Origin of the sequence: Streptomyces sp. NPDC052721, assembly GCF_040678315.1 — a bacterium.
Lineage (GTDB): Bacteria > Actinomycetota > Actinomycetes > Streptomycetales > Streptomycetaceae > Streptomyces.
The window spans coordinates 1-21,475 of record NZ_JBFATL010000028.1; the positions used below are offsets into that span (position 1 = coordinate 1).

At 70.3% G+C, this 21,475-nt stretch carries 23 protein-coding genes, 1 tRNA gene and 1 pseudogene; 22 read left to right on the plus strand and 3 right to left on the minus strand.

The genetic code is table 11. The annotated features are described in order from the left end of the window. Positions 1-766 precede the first annotated feature (766 nt). Entirely contained in the window at positions 767-1,696 is a 930-nt protein-coding gene (locus tag AB0L21_RS24845) for an HDIG domain-containing metalloprotein (RefSeq protein ID WP_365786452.1), read from the plus strand. Here AB0L21_RS24845 and AB0L21_RS24850 read toward each other — a convergent pair. Next, a complete protein-coding gene (locus AB0L21_RS24850) occupies positions 1,684-2,154 on the minus strand; it encodes an NUDIX domain-containing protein (protein WP_365786454.1) in 471 nt (156 codons plus the stop codon). The genes AB0L21_RS24845 and AB0L21_RS24850 overlap by 13 nt on opposite strands. 27 nt (positions 2,155-2,181) lie before the next feature. Continuing rightward, positions 2,182-2,913 carry an XRE family transcriptional regulator gene (locus tag AB0L21_RS24855; protein ID WP_365786456.1) on the minus strand — a complete coding sequence of 244 codons (732 nt, stop codon included), beginning with the start codon at positions 2,911-2,913 and terminating at the stop codon, positions 2,182-2,184. Between the two features lie 156 nt (positions 2,914-3,069). Here AB0L21_RS24855 and AB0L21_RS24860 point away from each other — a divergent pair, with 156 nt between their 5' ends. The 14 genes from AB0L21_RS24860 (at position 3,070) to AB0L21_RS24925 (ending at position 10,833) form a co-directional block, all read left to right on the plus strand. Then, complete coding sequence (locus tag AB0L21_RS24860) at positions 3,070-3,426, plus strand: hypothetical protein (protein ID WP_365786458.1); 357 nt, start codon at positions 3,070-3,072, stop codon at positions 3,424-3,426. Positions 3,427-3,428: 2 nt separating this feature from the next. Beyond that, positions 3,429-4,784: an FtsK/SpoIIIE domain-containing protein gene (locus tag AB0L21_RS24865; protein ID WP_365786460.1), complete on the plus strand. Its 1,356-nt coding sequence runs from the start codon at positions 3,429-3,431 to the stop codon at positions 4,782-4,784. 81 nt (positions 4,785-4,865) lie between these two features. Next, on the plus strand, positions 4,866-5,024 hold the full coding sequence (locus AB0L21_RS24870; RefSeq protein WP_199808486.1) for a hypothetical protein: 159 nt from the start codon (positions 4,866-4,868) through the stop codon (positions 5,022-5,024). Beyond that, positions 5,024-5,692 (plus strand): DUF2637 domain-containing protein, encoded by a 669-nt coding sequence (locus AB0L21_RS24875; protein WP_365786462.1) that lies wholly within the window; start codon positions 5,024-5,026, stop codon positions 5,690-5,692. The genes AB0L21_RS24870 and AB0L21_RS24875 overlap by 1 nt, the downstream gene beginning before the upstream one ends. 23 nt (positions 5,693-5,715) lie before the next feature. After that, the gene (locus AB0L21_RS24880; RefSeq protein ID WP_365786464.1) at positions 5,716-5,907 is read left to right on the plus strand and encodes a mobile element transfer protein; all 192 of its coding nucleotides are present in this window, start codon (positions 5,716-5,718) and stop codon (positions 5,905-5,907) included. A gap of 11 nt (positions 5,908-5,918) precedes the next feature. Further along, positions 5,919-6,077: a hypothetical protein gene (locus AB0L21_RS24885; protein WP_107051289.1), complete on the plus strand. Its 159-nt coding sequence runs from the start codon at positions 5,919-5,921 to the stop codon at positions 6,075-6,077. 15 nt (positions 6,078-6,092) lie between these two features. Beyond that, positions 6,093-6,407 carry a SpdD-like protein gene (locus AB0L21_RS24890; protein ID WP_365786466.1) on the plus strand — a complete coding sequence of 105 codons (315 nt, stop codon included), beginning with the start codon at positions 6,093-6,095 and terminating at the stop codon, positions 6,405-6,407. Between the two features lie 93 nt (positions 6,408-6,500). After that, entirely contained in the window at positions 6,501-7,052 is a 552-nt protein-coding gene (locus AB0L21_RS24895; protein WP_365786468.1) for a GGDEF domain-containing protein, read from the plus strand. Positions 7,053-7,137: 85 nt separating this feature from the next. Beyond that, positions 7,138-7,320, plus strand: a complete 183-nt coding sequence (locus tag AB0L21_RS24900) for a hypothetical protein (RefSeq protein WP_365786470.1) — start codon at positions 7,138-7,140, stop codon at positions 7,318-7,320. Further along, positions 7,320-7,523 carry a hypothetical protein gene (locus AB0L21_RS24905; protein WP_031169608.1) on the plus strand — a complete coding sequence of 68 codons (204 nt, stop codon included), beginning with the start codon at positions 7,320-7,322 and terminating at the stop codon, positions 7,521-7,523. The genes AB0L21_RS24900 and AB0L21_RS24905 overlap by 1 nt, the downstream gene beginning before the upstream one ends. After that, complete coding sequence (gene repSA / locus AB0L21_RS24910) at positions 7,520-8,902, plus strand: replication initiator protein RepSA (protein WP_365786472.1); 1,383 nt, start codon at positions 7,520-7,522, stop codon at positions 8,900-8,902. Before AB0L21_RS24905 ends, repSA begins: the two co-directional genes overlap by 4 nt. Before the next feature lie 11 nt (positions 8,903-8,913). Beyond that, positions 8,914-9,087, plus strand: coding sequence for a helix-turn-helix domain-containing protein (locus AB0L21_RS24915; RefSeq protein WP_365786541.1), 174 nt, complete (start codon positions 8,914-8,916; stop codon positions 9,085-9,087). Continuing rightward, positions 9,084-10,457: a tyrosine-type recombinase/integrase gene (locus AB0L21_RS24920; RefSeq protein ID WP_365786543.1), complete on the plus strand. Its 1,374-nt coding sequence runs from the start codon at positions 9,084-9,086 to the stop codon at positions 10,455-10,457. Before AB0L21_RS24915 ends, AB0L21_RS24920 begins: the two co-directional genes overlap by 4 nt. A 31-nt stretch (positions 10,458-10,488) precedes the next feature. Then, positions 10,489-10,833 (plus strand): hypothetical protein, encoded by a 345-nt coding sequence (locus AB0L21_RS24925; protein WP_365786474.1) that lies wholly within the window; start codon positions 10,489-10,491, stop codon positions 10,831-10,833. A 211-nt stretch (positions 10,834-11,044) separates the two neighbouring features. Here AB0L21_RS24925 and AB0L21_RS24930 read toward each other — a convergent pair. Beyond that, positions 11,045-11,116 (minus strand) — tRNA-Arg (locus tag AB0L21_RS24930). A 166-nt stretch (positions 11,117-11,282) separates the two neighbouring features. On the opposite strand from AB0L21_RS24930, the pseudogene AB0L21_RS24935 reads away from it, so the two are divergent. The 7 genes and pseudogenes from AB0L21_RS24935 to rho all read left to right on the plus strand — a co-directional run. Continuing rightward, a pseudogene (locus AB0L21_RS24935) lies at positions 11,283-11,657 on the plus strand (response regulator); the annotation flags it as partial. Positions 11,658-12,199: 542 nt separating this feature from the next. Next, entirely contained in the window at positions 12,200-13,507 is a 1,308-nt protein-coding gene (gene nrtL / locus AB0L21_RS24940; RefSeq protein WP_365786476.1) for an ArgS-related anticodon-binding protein NrtL, read from the plus strand. A 53-nt stretch (positions 13,508-13,560) separates the two neighbouring features. Beyond that, a complete protein-coding gene (gene lysA / locus AB0L21_RS24945; protein WP_365786477.1) occupies positions 13,561-14,952 on the plus strand; it encodes a diaminopimelate decarboxylase in 1,392 nt (463 codons plus the stop codon). A 159-nt stretch (positions 14,953-15,111) separates the two neighbouring features. Then, positions 15,112-16,401: a homoserine dehydrogenase gene (locus AB0L21_RS24950; protein WP_365786545.1), complete on the plus strand. Its 1,290-nt coding sequence runs from the start codon at positions 15,112-15,114 to the stop codon at positions 16,399-16,401. A gap of 6 nt (positions 16,402-16,407) precedes the next feature. Beyond that, positions 16,408-17,466, plus strand: coding sequence for a threonine synthase (gene thrC / locus AB0L21_RS24955; RefSeq protein WP_365700523.1), 1,059 nt, complete (start codon positions 16,408-16,410; stop codon positions 17,464-17,466). Between the two features lie 430 nt (positions 17,467-17,896). Then, positions 17,897-18,814, plus strand: a complete 918-nt coding sequence (gene thrB / locus AB0L21_RS24960; RefSeq protein WP_365700525.1) for a homoserine kinase — start codon at positions 17,897-17,899, stop codon at positions 18,812-18,814. Positions 18,815-19,217: 403 nt separating this feature from the next. Beyond that, the gene (gene rho, locus AB0L21_RS24965; protein ID WP_365786479.1) at positions 19,218-21,206 is read left to right on the plus strand and encodes a transcription termination factor Rho; all 1,989 of its coding nucleotides are present in this window, start codon (positions 19,218-19,220) and stop codon (positions 21,204-21,206) included. Positions 21,207-21,475: the final 269 nt, after the last annotated feature.

Sequence of the window (21,475 nt, forward strand, 5' to 3'; positions counted from 1 at the left end):
AGCAACGAGTCGAGGCTTCCGCGACAGCCGCAATCCCATGTCTGACCAGCGGAATCCGCACACGAGGTTCGGAAAGAGAACGACCTCTAAAGCCGCGGAGCCGACCGCCCCAGCCACAGCGTGGTTCTTCCCTTCTCATGGTCACGCCCGCCGCCCGGCCGGGGGCCTAGCGTCGGAGCAGGGGCCGTACGAATGCTCGCGAATCTGGCAGCGTCGGCCCGCATGCTGCCGTCACCACGATCCGGCCTCTTGCGGTAACACAAAGCGTCTTTGGCCTGCACCGTTGGAAATCACCGTTAATCCCCGTGCCCGTGTTGGAATGTGGCCGCTGCGTGCGGCGACGGACGGGCGGCGACGTGCGGCCGGTGGCGAAGACAGGTGAGGCGGCGCGGCGGCGACCGGCCGGCGCCGCCGCGCTTGGCGCGGCCCTCGGGTCTTGATCCGACCTACCGGAAGTAGGCAACCGGGTGGAAAGGGGTGCGCGGTGGCCTCGGTAGCGGGGCGTTGAGGTCGAGATGCTGTTGCCTCTTCCCCTTCTGAGGCCGGATCGTGGTGGCGGTGGCGTGGGGGCCGGGAGCGGCCGTTGATGCGCTTGGGCGGAGGGTGCGGCGGTCGGGTTGGCGATGGTCCAAGAGCGCTGTTGGCCGCCGGACCAGCGAGCGAAGCGAGCCTTGATGAAGTAGGGAAAGTTGTACCGCACCCGCGATCAGCATCGCTCGATCGTGGCCCTGTCGGCTCACCGCGCGTCTCGACTACCGTTCCGGGTATGCCTTCTGCACTGGACACGCCTCAGGGAGCGTCTGCACTCGCTGAGTCTCTGCTTCCTCAGCTCGGGAACCGCTGGCTGCACACTCAGGCGGTGGCTGCTCGTGCTCAAGAGGCTGCCGCGGCTGTGCGTGAGGCTGATCGGGACCTGCTCGTCGCCGCAGCCTGGCTGCATGACATCGGTTACGCCCCCGAACTTCGTGACACCGGGTTCCATCCCCTCGACGGTGCCCGTCACCTGGAAGCACTGGGTGCGCCGGCGCGCCTGGTCCGGCTGGTCGCCCATCACTCCGGCGCTGTGTACGAGGCGGAGCAGCGTGGGCTGTCGGCAGAGCTGGCCGTTTACGAGCGGGAGGACTCCCCGGTCCTCGACGCGCTGATCTTTGCTGACATGACGACCGGTCCTGCCGGGCAGTCCTTCGGCTTCGACACCCGCATTGACGAGATCCTGGTCCGCTACGAACCGGGCAGTGAAGTGCACAACGCGATCAGCAAAGCGCGCCCCTACCTCGGCGCTGCGGTGGAGCGCACCCAGCAACGGATCGCTGCGTTCACTTCACTGCCGCCGAGCCAACGGGCGGTCATCGACGGAAGCGGTTGGTGGCCTCCGACGCTCTTCGCGGTGGAGCACCAGGACGTGGAACTGCTGGCTCGGCTGCTCGATGCGGGCGCAGACCCCGATGAAGGCAACGGTGCGACTCCGCTGACGCACGCGATTGGGACGGAGGGCGATGTCGCGCTGCAGAGCGGTGAGCCGCTCACCGTGGCAACGACGGCGGTACTCCTCGCATACGGCGCAGACCCGGAACTGCCCGATGCGACTGGCCAGACGCCGCTCCAGGTAGCTGAGCACTACGACCACGCCCCTGCTATGCGGCTGCTGCGCCGGCATCTGCCGGGCGGCCGCACCGGGAAGCGTCAGCCGATGTAGGGCTCGGTGCGGCCAGACAGGCCGTGCTCGATCCGCATGCGCATCGACGGGTGGATGCTCAGCTCGTCCAGCTTGCCTGGGGCGACGAACGCCACTTCCTTGCTCTCGCTGCTCGTCCGCAGCTGGCCGCCGACGATGCGGGCGTGGAAGCAGATGGAGAACTGCTGGCGGACTTCGCCGTCGTCGTACGCCATGACGTGTCCGGGGTTCGTGTAGATGCCGACCAGGCCGGTTACCTCCACGTCGAAGCCGGTCTCTTCCTTGGTCTCGCGTACCGCCGCGTCGGGGGCTGACTCGCCCAGGTCGATACCGCCTCCAGGCAGGGCCCACAGATCATTGTCGGTCTTGTGGATCAGCAAGACCTCTCCGGCCTCGTTGCGGGCCACGGCGGTCACGGAGGGGACCAAGCTGTTCGCCTTCGGGGCGTTCGGATCGTTGAAGTAGTCGACACGTGCCATGCGTTCAGCGTCGCATGCCGCACCTTGCTACGCAGTCCGGCCCTGCTCCCATGCGTAGTCGAAGCTCCGCATGTAGTGCCGGAACGTGCGCGCTCCCGGCAGGTACTTGAAGTGCATCACCGGGTTCTGCCCAGCGGGAGCTCCAAGCACATGGGGGTTCACCAGCACGTCCTCATCGAACCTGTAGATGGAGTTGTAGAGGATCGTGTCGTGCAGCCGTACCTCTACACCGGGCGTCGACATGGCGGGCTGCAGGTACCGGCGAGTGATTCGGGCTCGCGCCGCGAGGTCGTCACCGATGCCCTCCTCTTCGCCACGCTGGCGAACAGCCTCGGACTCCGGGTCGCCCAGCAGGACCCGAACCTGCGCGCCGGCCTTCGCCTTGTCGGCCAGCTGGTCGGGCAGGTCCGGGTGGCTGTCGAAGAAGAACAGCCCCGCGTACACCAGGATGTCGATCTGATCCGTCGCTTTTTCGATCAGGGACGACCACAGCGGGGCAGGGACCGCACCACGGTGCGGGTAGTACGTGATCAGCTCGGACGCGCTCGCCTTCTGGGCCTGCTTCTCAGCTGACGGCCACAGGTAGACCTCATCGGCCCCCAGGAAGCTCGCGGCCTTCCAGCGGTGCCCCCTGTGAGGCGTGCGGTTGGTAGTGATCCAGCGCTCGACGCTCTTGGGGTCCACTCCGACGTGCTCGGCGACGGACTGGATCGTCTCGCCCTTCGCCGAAATCGCTGCGCGTAAACGCTCGTTCGCCATGGCGTGGCCTTTCCGGGGACCTGTAGGGACGTTTTGACGGTAGCTCAGACGTCCCTAAACGTCCATAGAGGCCGTGATGCGTCCACCCCATATCGCGGTCTCCTGATCTCACCGACGAACGTCGGTCAAGAAGTCACCTCAGCAGGAGACAAGACGATGCGTCAGATTCCCGTGGACACCTCCGCCGCGACCGTGATGGTCGCCAAGATGCCGCAGCCCAAGGTGAAGGACCGCCGTACCGGCGAGATCGCCACCGACGCCGAGACCGGCGCGAAGCTGATGACCGTCGACGTGATGTTCGCGGCGAACGACGAGGTGGAGATCCTTTCCATCACCGTCCCCGAGCCGGGCATCTCCGGTGAGCTGACCATGGGCACCCCGGTCGCGCTCACGGGTCTGATCGCCCGGCCGTGGGAGAACGACTTCAACGGCCAGAAGCGGCACGGCATCGCCTTCCGCGCCGTCGCGGTCACGTCCCTTGTCGCCACTGCCGCGAACTCCAAGGCGGCCTGATCATGGCCGCGTTTACGGTCGCTCTGGTGCTGGTCGTCGCCGCTGCGGGTCTCCTGCGGTGGCGGCGCCCCGCCTGGTATTGGATGACCTTCGGCGTCACCCTGGCGAGCCTGCGGGTCCTGGTCCGCTACGCCTCCGTCATGGACGCGTGCGGGCTGACGGTCCCGCCCTCCCGCTGGCGCCTGGCCCTGGCCCGGGTCACCAACCGGCCCGTGCCGGACTCGCGCCCGCCGCGCATCCTGCGCCTCCGGCCGACTAGGACGGGTCTGGTCCTGCGGCTGGGACTGCGCCCCGGCCAGGACGCCTTCGACGTCGCCGCCGCTTCGGACCGGCTGCGGCACTCGTTCTCGATGTACGGCGTCACCTCGCGTGAGTTGCGCTCGGGTGTCGTGGAGGTGCGGATGACCGGCTACGACGTCCTCAAGCGGGTGCAGATGCCTGCCAAGGTCGACACCCGCGCGATGCGGGTTCCGGTCGCTCTGCGCGAGGACGGCTCGGTGCACTACCGCGACTACCGCGCCGTCCCGCACGCCCTCACCCTCGGCGCCACCGAGTCGGGCAAGTCCGTCTATCAGCGCAACCTGGTCGCCGGGCTCGCCCCGATGGATGTCGCTCTGGTCGGCATCGACTGCAAGCAGGGGGTCGAGCTGTTCCCGCTGGCCCGCCGGTTCTCCGCCCTCGCCGACAACCCCGACACCGCCGCCGAACTGCTGGACGCGCTTGTGTCCCGCATGGAAGGGATCTACCAGCTCATCCGCGCCGAACAGCGCATCACCGCCGCCGTCCCGGACGCCGAGATAGCCGCCGACATTTGGGACCTGCCCGACCATCTACGGCCGGTGCCGGTCGTGATGCTGGTCGATGAGGTCGCCGAGCTGGCCCTGTTCGCCAGCAAGGAGGAGGAGAAGCGGCGCGACCGCATCATCACCGCCCTGGTCCGCCTCGCCCAGCTCGGCCGAGCGGCCGGCATCTACCTGGAAATCTGCGGGCAGCGCTTCGGCTCCGAACTCGGCAAGGGCATCACCATGCTCCGCGCCCAGCTCACCGGCCGCACCGCCCACCGCGTCAACGACGAGACATCCGCCAACATGGCCTTCGGCGACATCTCCCCGGACGCCGTCCTCGCTGCCATCCAGATCCCCGCCGAGCTGCGCGGCCTTGCCGTCGCCGGGGATTCCACCGGGGGCTGGCACCGCATCCGTGCCCCGCACACCTCGCTCCGGCAAGCCGTCAACACCTGCAACCGGCATGCCGACCGCACCCCGGACCTGCCCGAGCTGGCCCCCTTCCGGCCCGAGCTGACCGCTGCCGCTGCAACCGCAGTGCCACTGTCCAAGACGGCTCCTGCCACGGCCTGACCACCCCGCTCCCCGGTCGGCGCAACCGCTTCGCGCCAGGTCCCTACCCCTGCCATGCCTGATGAAGGGAGAACCCCCGTCATGTGCCCCGACTGCGAGGACTTCGCCCGCACCGTCCTGCTCCTGGGCCAACTCGCCCTCTACGCCGACACCACCGGCGCCGACCTCGACTTCGTGGACGCCGTCAGCCCGTCCCTGGCCGCCTCGCTCCCGCAGCCGCCGACCGGGGAGGAGTCCTGATGGCCGCCCGTCACGGCCTGCGCGTCGACGCCGTCCTGGTCCAGGCCGTCATCGCCGGAGCCTTGTCCTTCGCCCACCTGCACGACCTGGCCGCCGCTGCCGGACAGGACGGCTGGAAGGCCTGGGCCTACCCCGTCTCCGTCGACCTGCTCCTGGTCGCCGCCTGGCGACGGCTCCGCAGCGAGGGCCCGTCCCGCTTGGCCTGGTGCTGGTTCCTCATCGCCCTCTTCGCCTCGCTGGGCGCCAACGTCGCCACCGCCGGATTCCTGGACCTGACCGACCCGCCCGCGCTACTCCGCCTCGGCATCGCCGGATGGCCCGCCCTCGCCTTCCTCGGCGGCACCCTCCTCGCCCACTCCGCCAAGCAACCGACGACCGAACCGCCGGCACCCGCCCCGGCCCCGGAACCCGACATCGCGGACGACCACGAACCGGCCCCCGAACTCGCCCCGGACCCGGAGCCCGCCCCGACCCCGGGCGAGGAACCGCCGGCGCTCCCGCCCGCCGACCCAGTGCCCGCGGTCCCCGCCGTTCTCATCGACCACGCCCGCAAGGTCGCCACCGACTACCGCAACCGCACCGGCGCCCCCATCGACACCGACACCCTGCGCGCCCGCCTCGGCGTCCCGCCCCACCTCGCCGACGCCATCGCCGCCCAACTCGCCTGACCCGAAAGGAGAACCCAGCCGCCATGCCCGCCCGCGACAACTTCCACTCCCTGATGCGGATCGGCCCCGTGCAGATCGGCACCCACCGCGACCGCAACGGCCAGACCAAGCACGCCGCCGTGTGCACCGCCGACCGCTGCGGCTGGTCCGCCGACTACTCCAGCCAGACCGCCGCCCAGCTCGCCGCCCGCACCCACCGCTGCCGCGTCCGCTAGGAGACACCGCCATGCAGGTCCCGCTCTGGTTCGCCCTGGCCGTCGTCGGCTACCTCGGCGTCAAGCTCATCCGCCCGCCCGCCTGGCTCATCGCCGTCCTCCTCCTCGGCGGCTACCTCCTCGCCGACAGCGTCCTCGCCCCCGCCATCGACACCGCCCTCACCAAGTAGCGAAGGGAGAACCGCATGCTCCGGCCGAAGATCCCCACCATGCCCACCCCGACCGGACTCGTCTCCCCGCCCGCCGTCATCGAGCCGACCACCGTGGTCCAGCACCACCCGGCACCTGCCCCGGCCCCGGCCGCCCAGGTCCCTTCCCGGCCCACCGTCCAGCTCACCCCGGGAACCGTCCTCGCCCTCCTCGGCGGCGGCACGGCCGTGGTCCTGGTCGTCGGCGCCGTCCTGGTCTCGATGCTCCTGGCCGTCGCCGTCACCGGCGCGTCCGTCGCCGTCTGCGCCCTGGTAATCCGCTCACTCATCACCTCGCAGCACCGCCGCTGAACGGTCCCAGGGGCGACGCACAAGCCGCCAAGCACGCCGCCGCTCCTGGGACCGGGTTCCGCCAAGCCAACCGCCATCGCCAAGGGAAAAGACATGGACCTGCAGACAGCCGCGAGCATCGTGCCGTTACTCGGCTGGGCCGTGCACGGCGGCATCCTCACCCGCCGCCTCGTCTCCGCCCGCCGCGACCCGCTCACCGGCCTCCTCACCCGCGCCGGATGGACCGCCCGCGCCGAACACTGCATCCGCCGGCACCCGGACGCCGCCGTCCTCCTGGTCGACCTCGACCACTTCAAGACCCTCAACGACACCCACGGCCACGCCGCCGGGGACGCCGCCCTCGTGGAGATCGCCGCCCGGCTGCGCGCCTGGTGCGGACGCAACGGCACCGCCGGCCGTCTGGGCGGGGACGAGTTCGTCGCCGTGATCCGGGACCTGGCCGCCGTCGACCTCGACGCGCTGACCGCCGCGTTGCACCGGCCGCTGCCCTACGCCGGGACGTCGCTCCCGCTGGCCGCCTCGGTCGGCGTCTGCCCCGTCTCAGAGCTGGCCGTGCCGTTTCTCACGGACGCGCTCGCCGCCGCCGACGCGGCCATGTACGCGATCAAGGGCCGCACCCGCCGGGGCTCCCGCACCACTCGCTGAAAGGCCACCGGGTGGCGCACAAGCCGCCAAGCACGCCGCCACCCGGGGCCGTTCCTTCCAACCGCAATCGAAAGGAACCACCATCATGGCCCACCACACCCCGCCGCGGGCGAGGATCTGCCCGGCCTGCGACGGCTTCGCCTCCGTCGCCATCACCCTCGGCGGCCGCGACCACCGTGGCCACCTGCGCACCGTCACCGCCCACTGCCCGGCCTGCCACGGCACCGGCACCGCCCGCCCTGCCCGCCGGCAGGGGGTGAACGTCTGATGCCCCGCCGCTGGAGCCTCGGAGTCGACCGCATCCTGTCCGACGGACTGGACGGCGACTACGACCGCCTGAAGAAGACCGCCAAAGCCCACCAGCTGCACGACACCGACCGGGCCACCAAGCCCGATCGCCACGGCCGCTCCTCCAACGCCGCCGCGAGCGAAGACGCAAACACCCCGCAGAAGCGAGGTTGGCGCCGTTGACTTCGAAAGCCCTGCTCGACCCGACCACCCTCGGCGACCTGCTGAGGGTGGCTTCGGCCCCCGACTACACCCGCTGGGAAGACCAGGTCCGCCGCACCGGCGGCTGCGCCGACCCCATCCACCTGACCGGCTGGGTCCTGCACAAGGACAAGACCACCGGCGAGACCCTGCACCACTACTCCACCGAGACCGAGCCGGGCGGGCGCCTCCGCCTCGCCTGCGGCAACCGCCGCTTCTCCCGCTGCCCGGCCTGCGCTTGGACCTACGCGGGCGACACCTACCACCTGATCCGTGCAGGCCTGGCCGGAGACGACCGCCGCGACATCCCCGCCACTGTCCGCGACCACCCGCGCGTCTTCGCCACCCTCACCGCCCCGTCCTTCGGCCCGGTCCACAACCGTCCAGACCGGGGCGTCTGCCGCTGCGGCACCCGTCACGGCGCCGACGATCCCGCCCTTGGCACCGCCCTCGACCCGAAGACGTACGACTACGCGGGCGCCGTGCTCTTCAACAACCACGCCGGACAGCTCTGGCAGCGCTTCACCAATCGGCTCCGTCGCGAGATCGCCGCCCGCGCCGGCATCACCCAGCGGGAACTGAAAGAGTGCGCCCGACTGTCGTACGGCAAGGTCGCCGAGTTCCAGAAACGCGGCGCCGTGCACTTCCACGCTGTCATCCGCCTCGACGGCCCCGACGGGCCGGACGCCCCGCCCCCGGCCTGGGCAACAGTCGACCTCCTCACCGACGCGATCCGAGCCGCCGCCACGCACTCTTACACCTCGGTCTCCGTTCCGGCCGTCGCCGACCAACCGGCCCGGACCTTCCGCTGGGGTCGACAGCTCGACGTACGGCCGGTCAAGGCTTTCGGGGACGGCTCCGACGTCACCGAGCAGGCCGTCGCCTCCTACGTCGCCAAGTACGCCACCAAGGCCGCCGAGAACACCGGCACGCTCGACCGCCGTATCGGCGAACTCTCCGAACTCGACCGCCATGGCATCCCCGAGCACACCCGCCGCCTGATCGAGGCCTGCAAGCTGCTCGACCCGCTGTATCCGGACCGGCGCCTGTGGGCCTGGGCTCACATGCTCGGCTTCCGCGGCCACTTCTCCTCGAAGTCCCGTCGCTACTCGACCACCCTCGGCGCTCTCCGCCAGGCCCGTGCCGACTACCGCGCCGCACAGGAGCAAGCAGCCCTCGGCCTCGACGACCAGGAGCCGGACACCGTCCTGGTCCTCGCCGACTGGCAGTACGCCGGCCACGGCCACACCCCCGGCGAATCCGTACTCGCCGCCACCATCGCCCGCGACCTCCAACTCAGCCGCGAAACCGCCCGCGAAGCCCTACGCGACCAACTCAGTCAGGAAGGAGCGCTGACGTGAAAGACGAACTGATGACCGTTCGAGAGGTCTGCGCCGAACTCAAGGGCATCTCACGTCGGACCTTCTATCGCTGGCGCGAGTTGGGCGAGGCGCCGCAGGCGTTCAAGTTGCCCAACGGGGAACTGCGCGTGTGGCGCAGTGACTTCAATGCATGGCTGAACGCGCGAGAGCGGGCCGCGGCATGAAGTCGCTTGACGTAAAGATCTGGGGGGTCCGGAAGAGAAATACCAAGAAGTCGTCCTATGACGTCAGGTGGACCGTTTCCGGCAGCGTGTTCTCCGAGCAGTTCCGCACCAAGGGGCTTGCAGACCACTACCGGGCCAAGCTTCTTCGGGCCGCTCGTGACGGTGAAGAGTTCGATACGGTCACGGGGCTGCCTGACTCGATGGTCGAGAAGGCGCCTTCGACTACCTGGTACGCCTTCGCTCTGAAGTACCTCGCCATGAAGTGGCCGCACGCGGCTCCGAACACGCGCAACGGGATCAATGAGTCGCTAACCGCCGTGACCATGGCTCTTCTGGACGATCGCCCAGGCAGGCCGTCCGATGATCTACTCAGGAAGGCGCTGCGCAACTGGGCCTTTGTCCTGCCCGGTCCTGATGATCGCGAATTGCCGATCGAGATTGCCAATACCTTGCACTGGGTGGCCAAGGCTTCGCGGCCCCTGTCCGACCTCGGCGACGTTGCGATAGGCAGGGCGGTCCTGGACTCCCTCAAACTGAAGCTCGACGGGACGGCGGCGGCCGCGGAAACTGTTCGGCGCAAGCGGCGGACGCTCGTCAACGCACTGCACTATGCGGTGGATCTCGGGGAGTTCAAAGAGAACCCGATCACTGCTATCCGCTGGAAGAAACCGAAGGTGGCCGGGGAAGTAGATCCCCGGGTAGTTGCCAATCCGGAGCAGGCACGATCCCTGCTGACTGCGGTCTCGTACGTTGGTGGGTACGGTCGGGCACGTGGTCGTCGACTCGTCGGCCTGTTCGCCTGCATGTATTACGGCGCTCTCCGTCCCGCTGAGGCTGTCGGTCTCACCCGTGCGGACTTGAAATTGCCGGAGACAGGCTGGGGAACGGCCCTGCTGAACCGGACCCGCCCGAGTGTCGGCAAGCAGTGGACGGACTCCGGCGAGACCCACGACGACCGCGGCTTGAAGAACCGGCCGGCCGAAGAGGTCCGGCTCGTTCCGATCCCGCCCCAGCTCGTCGCCATCCTTCGGCAACACCTCGACACCTTCGGCACTGCGGATGACGGGCGCCTGTTCACGAACGAACGCGGGGGAGTGGTCGGCTCCTCGACGTACTACCGCGTCTGGCAGGAGGCTCGGGCGCTGGCGCTCCCGCCGGCCGCGGTCTCCTCCCCGCTCGCCGCGCGTCCGTACGATCTTCGGCACTCGGCACTGTCGACCTGGCTCAACTCCGGGGTGGATCCGACTGAGGTCGCCGAGCGTGCGGGCAACAGCGTGGAGGTCCTGCTGAGCCGCTACGCCAAGTGCATCGATGGACGACAGGAGATCGCCAACCGCAAGATCGAGGAGTTGCTGCGGGAGTACGAGTGATCACGGGACCAAGGGACCCCATACTCCAAGGGTGGACATGTCGGAGGAAGGCGAAGCGCTCGATCCTGAGTGGGTCGAGTTGGGCAACAACGTGAATGGCATCCTGCACGGCTGCCGAGACGCCTCGCCTGTCGCCGAGCGCTTCGTGCGGGCCGGCTGGAGGTCGAGGTCGTCCTCCTGGAATGGCTACGAGGTGGGAACCCGTTGGTGCGAAGTGGAGCTCGACCCCGTCGATGGGCCGGACGTCCTGCTCAACGGAGTCGTCGACCCGCGGCGGCTCGATGACCTCGCCGGCCTCCTCCGCCGTTTCGGGCTGACGTGCTCCCTGGAGCTCTATGACGGGGACGGCATCCTGGTCCGCAAGGTCCGAGCCTGACTCGACGAACCGCGCTCAAGGCTCCCGGACGCGTCCGGGAGCCTTCGCGTTTTCCGGGCTTGACCTGGGGAAACAACCCAAGATCCTGTCCACGAATAGTCCACAGACCCCGACATACGGCCGCTACGAGCGGCACACGCCTGCACATACGCGAAGACCCCGGCCTCAGCGTTTCCGCTGGTGACGGGGTCTTTGGGCACCTCATGCTGGGTGCCCCCGGCAGGATTCGAACCTGCGCACACGGCTCCGGAGGCCGTTGCTCTATCCCCTGAGCTACGGGGGCGTGTCGGGCGCTGAGCTTCTCGCTTGCGGCGACGGGTAGAACATTAGCAGGTCCGGCGGGGTGATCAGGAACCCGTTTCCCCGGGTCGGGGTCGGCTGGTCCCCTGTACGGGGTGGAAGTGGGGAAAACCCGGACGCGGTGGCCGGTCCGGACCTACTCTCGACTTGTGCCAGGCGCTTCGGGCCGGGTGCTTGTTGTGGACGACAACAAGGTCATCCGGCAGCTGATCAGGGTCAACCTCGAACTGGAAGGGCTAGAGGTCGTGACCGCGGCCGATGGTGCCGAGTGTCTGGACGTGGTGCACGAGGTGCGGCCCGACGTCGTGACGCTCGACGTCGTCATGCCCCGGCTGGACGGGCTACGCACCGCCGCCCGTCTCCGGGCCGATCCCCGTACGCACCATCTGCCCCTCGCCATCATCAGCGCGTGTTCGCAGTACGAGGTCGAGACCGGCCTCGACGTCGGTGTGGACGCCTTCCTCGCCAAGCCCTTCGAGCCCGCCGAGCTGGTACGGCTCGTGAAGCAGCTCATGGAGCGGCGGATCGGGCCCGGGGGCCATGAAGGCCTTGTCGGATCCGGGGGGCCTGGCAGGCCAGGGGGCTCCGGGGGAGACCGCAGCGGTGGAGGCCCCGGTGAGGGAAGCCCCGGTGAGGCAAGCCCCGGTCAGGGAGGTCCCGGTGGCGGAGAACAGAGTGGGGGTGGTGAGGGAGAGTTCGATTGTGATGGGGGCTCTCCCGCTCATGGAGCCGCTTCCCCTCCCGACCCTCCCTCCGCCAATGCAGCCTGCTCCGCTCATGGAGCCTCCTACGTTCACAGAGACATCCCCGCTCATCCAGTCACCCCTTCTTCCGGGTCGTCCGAGGATTCCGGCAGCGTCAGCCATTCCGGGGTGCTCGACGGTCGTGGTTCCCGGGACGGCGGTCTTTCCGACGGTGTGCCGGGCGGGGTGTCCTTCGGAGGGTAGGTCGGCCGGGGGCAGGGACAACCGGGCAGGGACAACCGGGCAGGGACAACCGGGCAGGGACAACCGGGTAGTGACAACCGCCTCGCGTACCCACCCCCCTCCTCCCCTACGCTTGTCCCGTGACCCCCGTCGAGCTCTCCCGCACCGTGCTGCACGCGGTGCGTCGTGCTGTCGATGACGGGGAGCTGAGTGTGACCGTGCCCGAGCGGGCCGTGGTGACGGAGCCGGGGCCAGGGGGGTGCGGGGACTTCGCCACCACCATCGCGCTCCAGCTCGCCCGGCCGGCCGGGCAGCCGGCGTCGCGGGTCGCCGAGATTCTGCGCGCCCGGCTCGCCGAGGCCGAAGGCATCCGGGACGTCGTCGTCACCGGGCCCGGGTTTCTCAACATCAGCCTCGACGCGCAGGTCGATCCCGTCGCCGGGCTGGTCCGGGAGATCCGGGAGAAGGGCACCCGGTACGGCTACGGAGACGCCCTCGCCGGACAGGTCGTCGCGCTGCGCGTGCCGTACGAGGTGCGGGCCGAGGTCGTCGCCGACGCCGTCGTGCGTCTCGTGGGGACCCAGGGCGGGCGCGCCACCGTCGCGCACGGCGAGCCCGTCAATCTGCGGCCCGTGCCCGCGCCGGAGGATCCCGCCCCGCTCGGGCCCGACGCCGCCCAGTGGGCCCTCCTCTACCCCGCCCCGCACGACCGGCCCCGGATCACCGCCGATCACCTGATCCAGCGGGAGAGCAATCCGCTGTTCCGCGTGCGGTACGCCCACGCCCGTATCCGTGCTCTCAGCCGCAATGCCGCCCGCCTCGGTTTCTCCGCGGAGCCCGGCCCGATCGGACTCGTCGCGCATTCCGGCGCCGGGCCCTCCGCCACCCGTGCGCCTGGTGGTGTCCGCCGTCCGGGGGTTCCCGCGGAGGCTCTTGCCGATCCCTTCGGGACCTCCGCGAGCGCCGGTGGCCGCAGCCTTCTCGGGGTCCTCACGCACGCCGATGCCGGCCCCCTCCCCGCCCCCGTGAACGCCGACAACGGCCTACTCGGTCCCACGAACGCCCGCATCGGCCTTCTCGGCCCCGCGAACGCCGGCGCGGTCCCCTTCGCGCCCGCCGACGCCATGCCCCTCGGCCCCGACGCGAGCACCCCCGCCGACGTCAACGCCGAAAGCACTCCCGCCACCCCCACCCCCCTCCTGACCCCCCTGGCCGCCCACCCCCGCATCCTCGCCGTGGCCGCCACCCGTCGTGCCCCGGATCGGCTTGCCCGGCATCTCGTCACCGTCGCCGATGCCGTGCTGCCTCTGCTGCCCTGCGTGCTTCCCGTCGGCGAGGAGAAACCCTCGGCCGCCCACCGCGCCCGGCTGGCCCTCGCCGAAGCTGCCGGGACGGTGCTGGCCGGCGGCCTGTCCCTGCTCGGCATCGACGCACCCGAACACCTCTGAGGCGCGCGAGCAGACGCGCCCCGGAGAGAGACAGAGAGTCTGAGAGTCACGTCATGAGCCGTTCCGCCCACCCCGCCGGGCCCCGCCACGCCGACGTCCTGCCCGAGGGCCACTACTCCGCGCCGCCCGCCGACCTCAACGTCCTGGACCAGAAGGTGTGGGCCCAGACCGTCACGCGCGGCGACGACGGCGTGGTCACCGTCGGCGGGATTCCGGTCAGCCGGCTCGCCGAGGAGTTCGGCACCCCCGCCTACGTCCTCGACGAGGCCGACTTCCGGTCCCGCGCGCGTGCCTGGCGTACCGCGTTCGGGCCGGACGCCGATGTCTTCTACGCCGGGAAGGCCTTCCTCTCCCGGGCCGTCGTGCGGTGGCTGAACGAGGAGGGCCTCAACCTGGACGTGTGTTCCGGTGGCGAGCTGGCCACCGCGCTGTCCGCCGGGATGCCCGCCGACCGCATCGCCTTCCACGGCAACAACAAGTCCGTCGCCGAGATCACCCGGGCCGTCGAGGCCGGTGTCGGGCGGATCGTGCTCGACTCCTTCCAGGAGATCGTGCGGGTCGCGCACATCGCGCAGTCGCTCGGCACGCGGCAGAAGGTGCAGATCCGGATCACCGTCGGCGTCGAGGCGCACACCCACGAGTTCATCGCCACCGCCCACGAGGACCAGAAGTTCGGGATTCCGCTCGCCGGGGGGCAGGCCGCCGAGGCCGTACGGCGGGCCCTTCAGCTCGACGGGCTGGAGCTGATCGGGATCCACTCCCACATCGGGTCGCAGATCTTCGACATGTCGGGCTTCGAGGTCGCCGCCCACCGTGTCGTCGGGCTGCTGAAGGACATCCGGGACGAGCACGGGGTCGAGCTGCCGGAGATCGACCTGGGGGGCGGGCTCGGGATCGCCTACACCAGTGACGACGACCCCCGGGAGCCGCACGAGATCGCCAAGGCGCTCACCGAGATCGTCACGCGGGAGTGCGAGGCCGCCCGGCTGCGCACGCCCCGGATCTCCGTCGAGCCCGGGCGCGCCATCGTCGGCCCCACCGCCTTCACGCTGTACGAGGTCGGCACGGTCAAGCCGCTCGACGGGCTGCGCACGTACGTCTCCGTCGACGGCGGCATGTCGGACAACATCCGGACCGCGCTGTACGACGCCGAGTACAGCGTCGCCCTCGTGTCCCGCGCGTCCGACGCCGAGCCGATGCTCGCCCGGGTCGTCGGCAAGCACTGCGAGAGCGGGGACATCGTGGTCAAGGACGCGTTCCTGCCCTCGGACCTGGCGCCGGGCGACCTGATCGCCGTACCGGCCACGGGCGCGTACTGCCGGTCCATGGCCAGCAACTACAACCACGTGCTCCGGCCGCCCGTCGTCGCCGTACGGGACGGCGAGGCGCGGGCGATCGTCCGGCGGGAGACGGAGGAGGACCTCCTGCGTCTCGATGTCGGGTGACCCGGACGGCCGCCCCCGCAGAGGGGCCGGAAGATCTGCGGTCCTGCGGTCCCGTACAAATGAAATAGATGTCTCACGATCCGGACGAAGGGTAGAAACTCCCGTCCGGTGAGTGAGACTGGTCCAACCGTAGACGGTGAGAGGAAACGAGGTCGGATGATGCGTACGCGTCCGCTGAAGGTGGCGCTGCTGGGCTGTGGAGTGGTCGGCTCAGAGGTGGCGCGCATCATGACGACGCACGCCGACGACCTCGCCGCGAGGATCGGGGCGCCCGTGGAGCTCGCGGGCGTGGCCGTACGGCGGCCCGCCAAGGTGCGTGAGGGCATCGACCCCTCCCTCGTCACCACCGACGCCACCGCTCTCGTCAAACGCGGGGACATCGACGTCGTGGTCGAGGTGATCGGCGGTATCGAGCCCGCCCGGTCGCTCATCACCACCGCCTTCGAGCACGGCGCCTCCGTCGTCTCCGCCAACAAGGCCCTGCTCGCCCAGGACGGCGCCGCTCTGCACGCCGCCGCCGAGGAGCACGGCCGCGACCTCTACTACGAGGCCGCCGTCGCCGGCGCCATCCCGCTGATCCGGCCGCTGCGCGAGTCCCTCGCCGGCGACAAGGTCAACCGCGTGCTCGGCATCGTCAACGGCACCACCAACTTCATCCTCGACAAGATGGACTCGACCGGCGCCGGGTACCAGGAGGCCCTGGACGAGGCCACCGCCCTGGGGTACGCCGAGGCCGACCCGACCGCCGACGTCGAGGGCTTCGACGCCGCCGCCAAGGCCGCCATCCTCGCCGGCATCGCCTTCCACACGCGCGTACGCCTCGACGACGTCTACCGCGAGGGCATGACCGAGGTCACCGCCGCCGACTTCCGCTCCGCCAAGGAGATGGGCTGCACCATCAAGCTGCTCGCCATCTGCGAGCGGTCCGCGGACGGTACGTCGGTCACCGCGCGCGTGCACCCCGCGATGATCCCGCTCAGCCACCCGCTCGCCTCCGTGCGCGGCGCGTACAACGCCGTCTTCGTGGAGTCCGACGCGGCCGGGCAGCTGATGTTCTACGGGCCCGGCGCCGGCGGTTCGCCCACCGCCTCGGCCGTGCTGGGCGACCTGGTCGCGGTCTGCCGCAACCGGCTGAGCGGGTCCACCGGGCCGGGCGAGTCGGCGTACGCCGACCTGACCGTCTCCCCGATGGGCGAGGTCGTCACCCGGTACCACATCAGCCTCGACGTGGCCGACAAACCGGGCGTGCTCGCCCAGGTCGCCACCGTCTTCGCCGAACACGGGGTGTCGATCGACACCGTTCGGCAGCAGGGCAAGGATGGCGAGGCATCCCTCGTCGTCGTCACCCACCGGGCCTCTGACGCCTCCTTGTCCGGGACCGTCGAGGCACTGCGCAAGCTCGACACCGTGCGGGGTGTCGCCAGCATCATGCGGGTTGAAGGAGAGTAACCAGCAATGACCCACCAGTGGCGCGGAATCATCGAGGAGTACCGGGACAGGCTGCCGGTCTCCGACACCACGCCGGTCGTGACGCTCCGCGAGGGCGGCACGCCCCTCGTGCCCGCGCAGGTGCTCTCCGAGCGCACGGGCTGTGAGGTCCACCTGAAGGTGGAGGGGGCCAACCCCACCGGGTCCTTCAAGGACCGCGGCATGACCATGGCCATCAGCAAGGCCAAGGAGGAGGGGGCGAAGGCCGTCATCTGCGCCTCCACGGGCAACACGTCCGCCTCCGCCGCCGCGTACGCGGTGCGGGCCGGCATGGTCTCCGCCGTGCTTGTACCGCAGGGGAAGATCGCCCTCGGCAAGATGGGCCAGGCCCTCGTGCACGGTGCGAAGATCCTCCAGGTCGACGGCAACTTCGACGACTGCCTCACCCTGGCGCGCGCACTGAGCGAGAACTACCCCGTGGCGCTGGTGAATTCGGTCAACCCGGTACGCATCGAGGGCCAGAAGACGGCTGCCTTCGAGATCGTGGACATGCTCGGCGACGCTCCCGACATCCACGTCCTCCCGGTCGGCAACGCGGGCAACATCACGGCCTACTGGAAGGGTTACAAGGAGTACGCCGCCGACGGCATCGCCGGCAAAACCCCCCGTATGTGGGGTTTCCAGGCCTCCGGCAGTGCCCCGATCGTGCGGGGCGAGGTCGTCAAGGACCCGTCGACCATCGCCACCGCCATCCGCATCGGCAACCCCGCGTCCTGGAGTTACGCCCTGGCCGCGCGGGACGAGTCCGGCGGTGCCATCGACGAGGTGACGGACCGTGAGATCCTGCGCGCCTACCGCCTGTTGGCCGCGCAGGAGGGCGTCTTCGTGGAGCCCGCCTCCGCCGCCTCCGTGGCCGGTCTGCTCAAGGCCGCCGAGCAGGGCAAGGTGGACCCGGGCCAGCGCATCGTGTGCACCGTCACCGGCAACGGCCTGAAGGACCCCGACTGGGCCGTCGCCGGCGCCCCGCAGCCGGTCACCGTCCCGGTCGACGCGGCCACCGCGGCCGAGCGCCTCGGCCTGGCCTGAGCGCCCGGAGCCGGAGCCAGAGCCGGACCCGAACCGGAGCCGGACCTTGAGAGCCCTGGTGCCCGACCTTGAGCGCCAAGGCGCCTGAGCCCGAGCACCGAGGTGCCTGAGCCCGAGCGCCGAGGCGCCCGAGCCCGAGCACCGAGGTGCCTGAGCCCGAGCGCCCGGCGACCGAGCCCGAGCGCCGGTCCCGAGCGCTCCGGGTCCGGGAAATCCCTGACAGGGTGCACAGGGGGCTTACGACACGCATCGTGCGCCTCCTGTGCGCCCTATGTCGCCACAGAACCTTCCTTCGATAGGCTGTACCGAACCCCGCCCGTTGCACATGCCCTGGCACATGGGCGACGCCGCGCCGGCCGCGCGGCCGAGGGTCTCCCGTACGTATCGAATGTCTTCGACAGTCACGCAGCTCAAGGAGAGTCAACGAGCGATGGCCGGTCCAGCGTTCCGCGCCGCCGCCGTCCGGGTGCGCGTTCCCGCCACCAGCGCCAACCTCGGTCCGGGCTTCGACGCCCTGGGCCTCGCGCTGGGGCTGTACGACGACGTGGTCGTCCGGGTGGCCGACTCCGGGCTGCACATCGACATCGCGGGAGAGGGCAGCGAGACCCTGCCGCGGGACGAGAGTCACCTCCTCGTCCGTTCCCTGCGCACGGCCTTCGACCTGCTGGGCGGACAGCCCCGCGGCCTGGAGATCGTCTGCGCCAACCGCATCCCGCACGGCCGGGGCCTCGGCTCCTCCTCCGCCGCCATCTGCGCCGGCATCGTCGCCGCCCGCGCGGTGACCATAGGCGGCGAGGCCCGCCTGGACGACGCGGCGCTGCTGGAGCTGGCCACCGAGATCGAGGGCCACCCGGACAACGTGGCCGCCTGTCTGCTCGGCGGCTTCACCCTGTCCTGGATGGAGGCCGGCGCCGCCCGGGCCATCAGGATGGACCCGCACCGTTCCATCGTTCCGGTGGTTTTCGTGCCCGGGAAGCCGGTCCTGACCGAGACCGCGCGGGGCCTGCTCCCGCGTTCCGTGCCGCACGTCGACGCCGCCGCCAACGCGGGCCGCGCCGCCCTGCTCGTCGAGGCCCTGACCAGGCGCCCCGAGCTGCTGCTGCCCGCCACCGAGGACCGCCTGCACCAGGAGTACCGCGCGCCGGCCATGCCGGACAGCGCCGCGCTGGTGGAGCGGCTGCGCGCCGACGGCATCCCGGCCGTGATCTCGGGCGCCGGGCCCACCGTCATGGCGCTCGCCGACACCGACAGCGCCGACAAGGTGTCCCACCTCGCAGGTGAGGGCTGGGCCGCCAACCGGCTGGACCTGGACGTCCAGGGAGCGAGTGTGCTGCCGCTTGCGACCTGACACACGGTTGCCGGATTTGGAGAGGGGGAATGTTTGTTGGATCCGGTAGTGTTAATCTCAAGTCTGCACCCGACCTGACCATGGCGAGGTGCCTCGTGTCCCCGTCCGGGACAGACATTCTTCCGGGAGCCTCCCGCGCCACTCCGTGTTCCTTGCGCCGTACCTGGGCAGTACGTCGTATGCGAGCACTGAGCGGGCCGCCGGGCACGCTTCGGAATCGGTGCTACCACGCCACGTGACACTGGGTGCCACGGCTCGCGGAAGCGCCATCACCGCACATTTCTTCCGCCGCTTTGGCGGACCACCGCCCCGGCACGGTTCACAGAAGACAGGACCGTAGCCGGACAGCACAACCGGTCGCCGAGCCAGACAGGCCGACGTCCGCTCCAGGGAAGGACCCTTCGTGAGCGACACCACCGATCTGATGGGCGCACGTGTCGAGGAGACCGCTGCCGCGCCCGCCACGGACGCCTCCGCGCCTGCCACCGGTGCCGGCTCCCGGCGGCGCCGCGGTACCGGCCTCGAGGGCATGGTGCTGGCCGAGCTGCAGCAGGTTGCCTCGGGCCTCGGGATCAGGGGCACCGCGCGGATGCGCAAGAGCCAGCTGATCGAGGTCATCAAGGAGGCGCAGGCCGCCGGGGGTGCCCCCGCCGCCAAGGCCGACACCGCCACCGAGACCAAGCCGAAGCGCCGGGCCACCTCCAAGGCCCGCACCGGCGAGTCCGCCGAGAGCGGCGAGAGCACGGCGAGGAAGGCGGAGGCCAAGACCGAGGCTCCCGCCGAGAAGGCCGTGGCCCAGCAGCAGATCGAGATCCCCGGCCAGCCGGCCTCCGACGACGCCCCGACCGAGCGCCGTCGCCGCCGCGCCACCGCCGAGGCGGGCAGCCCGGCCGCGGGCGGCGCCGAGACCGTCGCCGCCGAGGCCAGGAGCGAGTCCAAGGCCGAGACGCCCGCGCAGCACCAGTCGCAGCCGCAGGGCGAGGCCAAGGGCGACGCCGACGGCGAGGGCCGTGGCCGCCGGGACCGCCGCGAGCGTGGCCGGGACCGCGACCGTGACCGCCGTAACAAGGGCGACGAGCAGCAGGGCGGCCAGCAGCGTCAGCAGCAGGGCCAGCAGCAGGGCGGCCGGCAGGACCGTCAGCAGGACGAGGACGACTTCGAGGGCGGCCGGCGTGGCCGTCGCGGCCGCTACCGCGACCGCCGGGGCCGCCGTGGCCGCGACGAGATCGCCGAGCCGCAGCTCGCCGAGGACGACGTCCTGATCCCGGTCGCGGGCATCCTGGACATCCTCGACAACTACGCCTTCATCCGGACCTCCGGCTACCTGCCGGGTCCGAACGACGTGTACGTCTCCCTCGCCCAGGTCCGCAAGAACGGCCTGCGCAAGGGTGACCACGTCACCGGTGCGGTCCGCCAGCCGAAGGAGGGCGAGCGCCGCGAGAAGTTCAACGCGCTGGTCCGCCTGGACTCCGTCAACGGCATGGCGCCCGAACACGGCCGTGGCCGCCCGGAGTTCAACAAGCTGACCCCGCTCTACCCGCAGGACCGGCTCCGCCTGGAGACCGACCCGGGGGTGCTCACCACCCGCATCATCGACCTGGTCTCGCCGATCGGTAAGGGCCAGCGCGGTCTGATCGTGGCCCCGCCGAAGACCGGTAAGACCATGATCATGCAGGCGATCGCCAACGCGATCACGCACAACAACCCCGAGTGCCACCTGATGGTCGTCCTCGTCGACGAGCGTCCGGAAGAGGTCACCGACATGCAGCGGTCGGTCAAGGGCGAGGTCATCTCCTCGACCTTCGACCGCCCGGCCGAGGACCACACGACCGTCGCCGAGCTGGCCATCGAGCGGGCCAAGCGACTGGTCGAGCTGGGCCACGACGTGGTCGTGCTGCTCGACTCGATCACGCGTCTGGGCCGTGCCTACAACCTGGCGGCGCCCGCCTCCGGCCGCATCCTGTCCGGTGGTGTCGACTCGACCGCGCTCTACCCGCCGAAGCGGTTCTTCGGTGCGGCGCGCAACATCGAGGACGGCGGCTCGCTGACCATCCTGGCCACGGCTCTCGTGGACACCGGGTCCCGCATGGACGAGGTGATCTTCGAGGAGTTCAAGGGCACCGGCAACATGGAGCTGAAGCTCGACCGGAAGCTCGCCGACAAGCGCATCTTCCCGGCGGTGGACGTGGACGCGTCCGGTACCCGTAAGGAAGAGATCCTGCTCGGCAGCGAGGAGCTGGCCGTTGTCTGGAAGCTCCGCCGTGTCCTGCACGCCCTGGACCAGCAGCAGGCGATCGAGCTGCTTCTCGACAAGATGAAGCAGACCAAGTCGAACGTCGAGTTCCTGATGCAGATCCAGAAGACGACGCCGACGCCGGGCAACGGCGACTGACGGTTCGTTCCAGGGAAGAGAACAGAAGCCCGCCCCCGTCCGCTGCGACGGGGGCGGGCTTCTGGCACAAAGGCCACAAGCGAGATCTTTGCCACAGGGGGCTCGGTGGGCACCGGTTTCCAGGCGCACGGCCTCTGGGGCTGAATCCGCAGGTGAGGGCCGTGCGCTCGCCCCGAGTGACTACGCACCGTGCTCATCGCCGTACGGGGTGGGCACGGTGCGTCGTGCAACCCTTTCCCGAGTTTCTCCGTCTGACCGGGCGGAGCGAC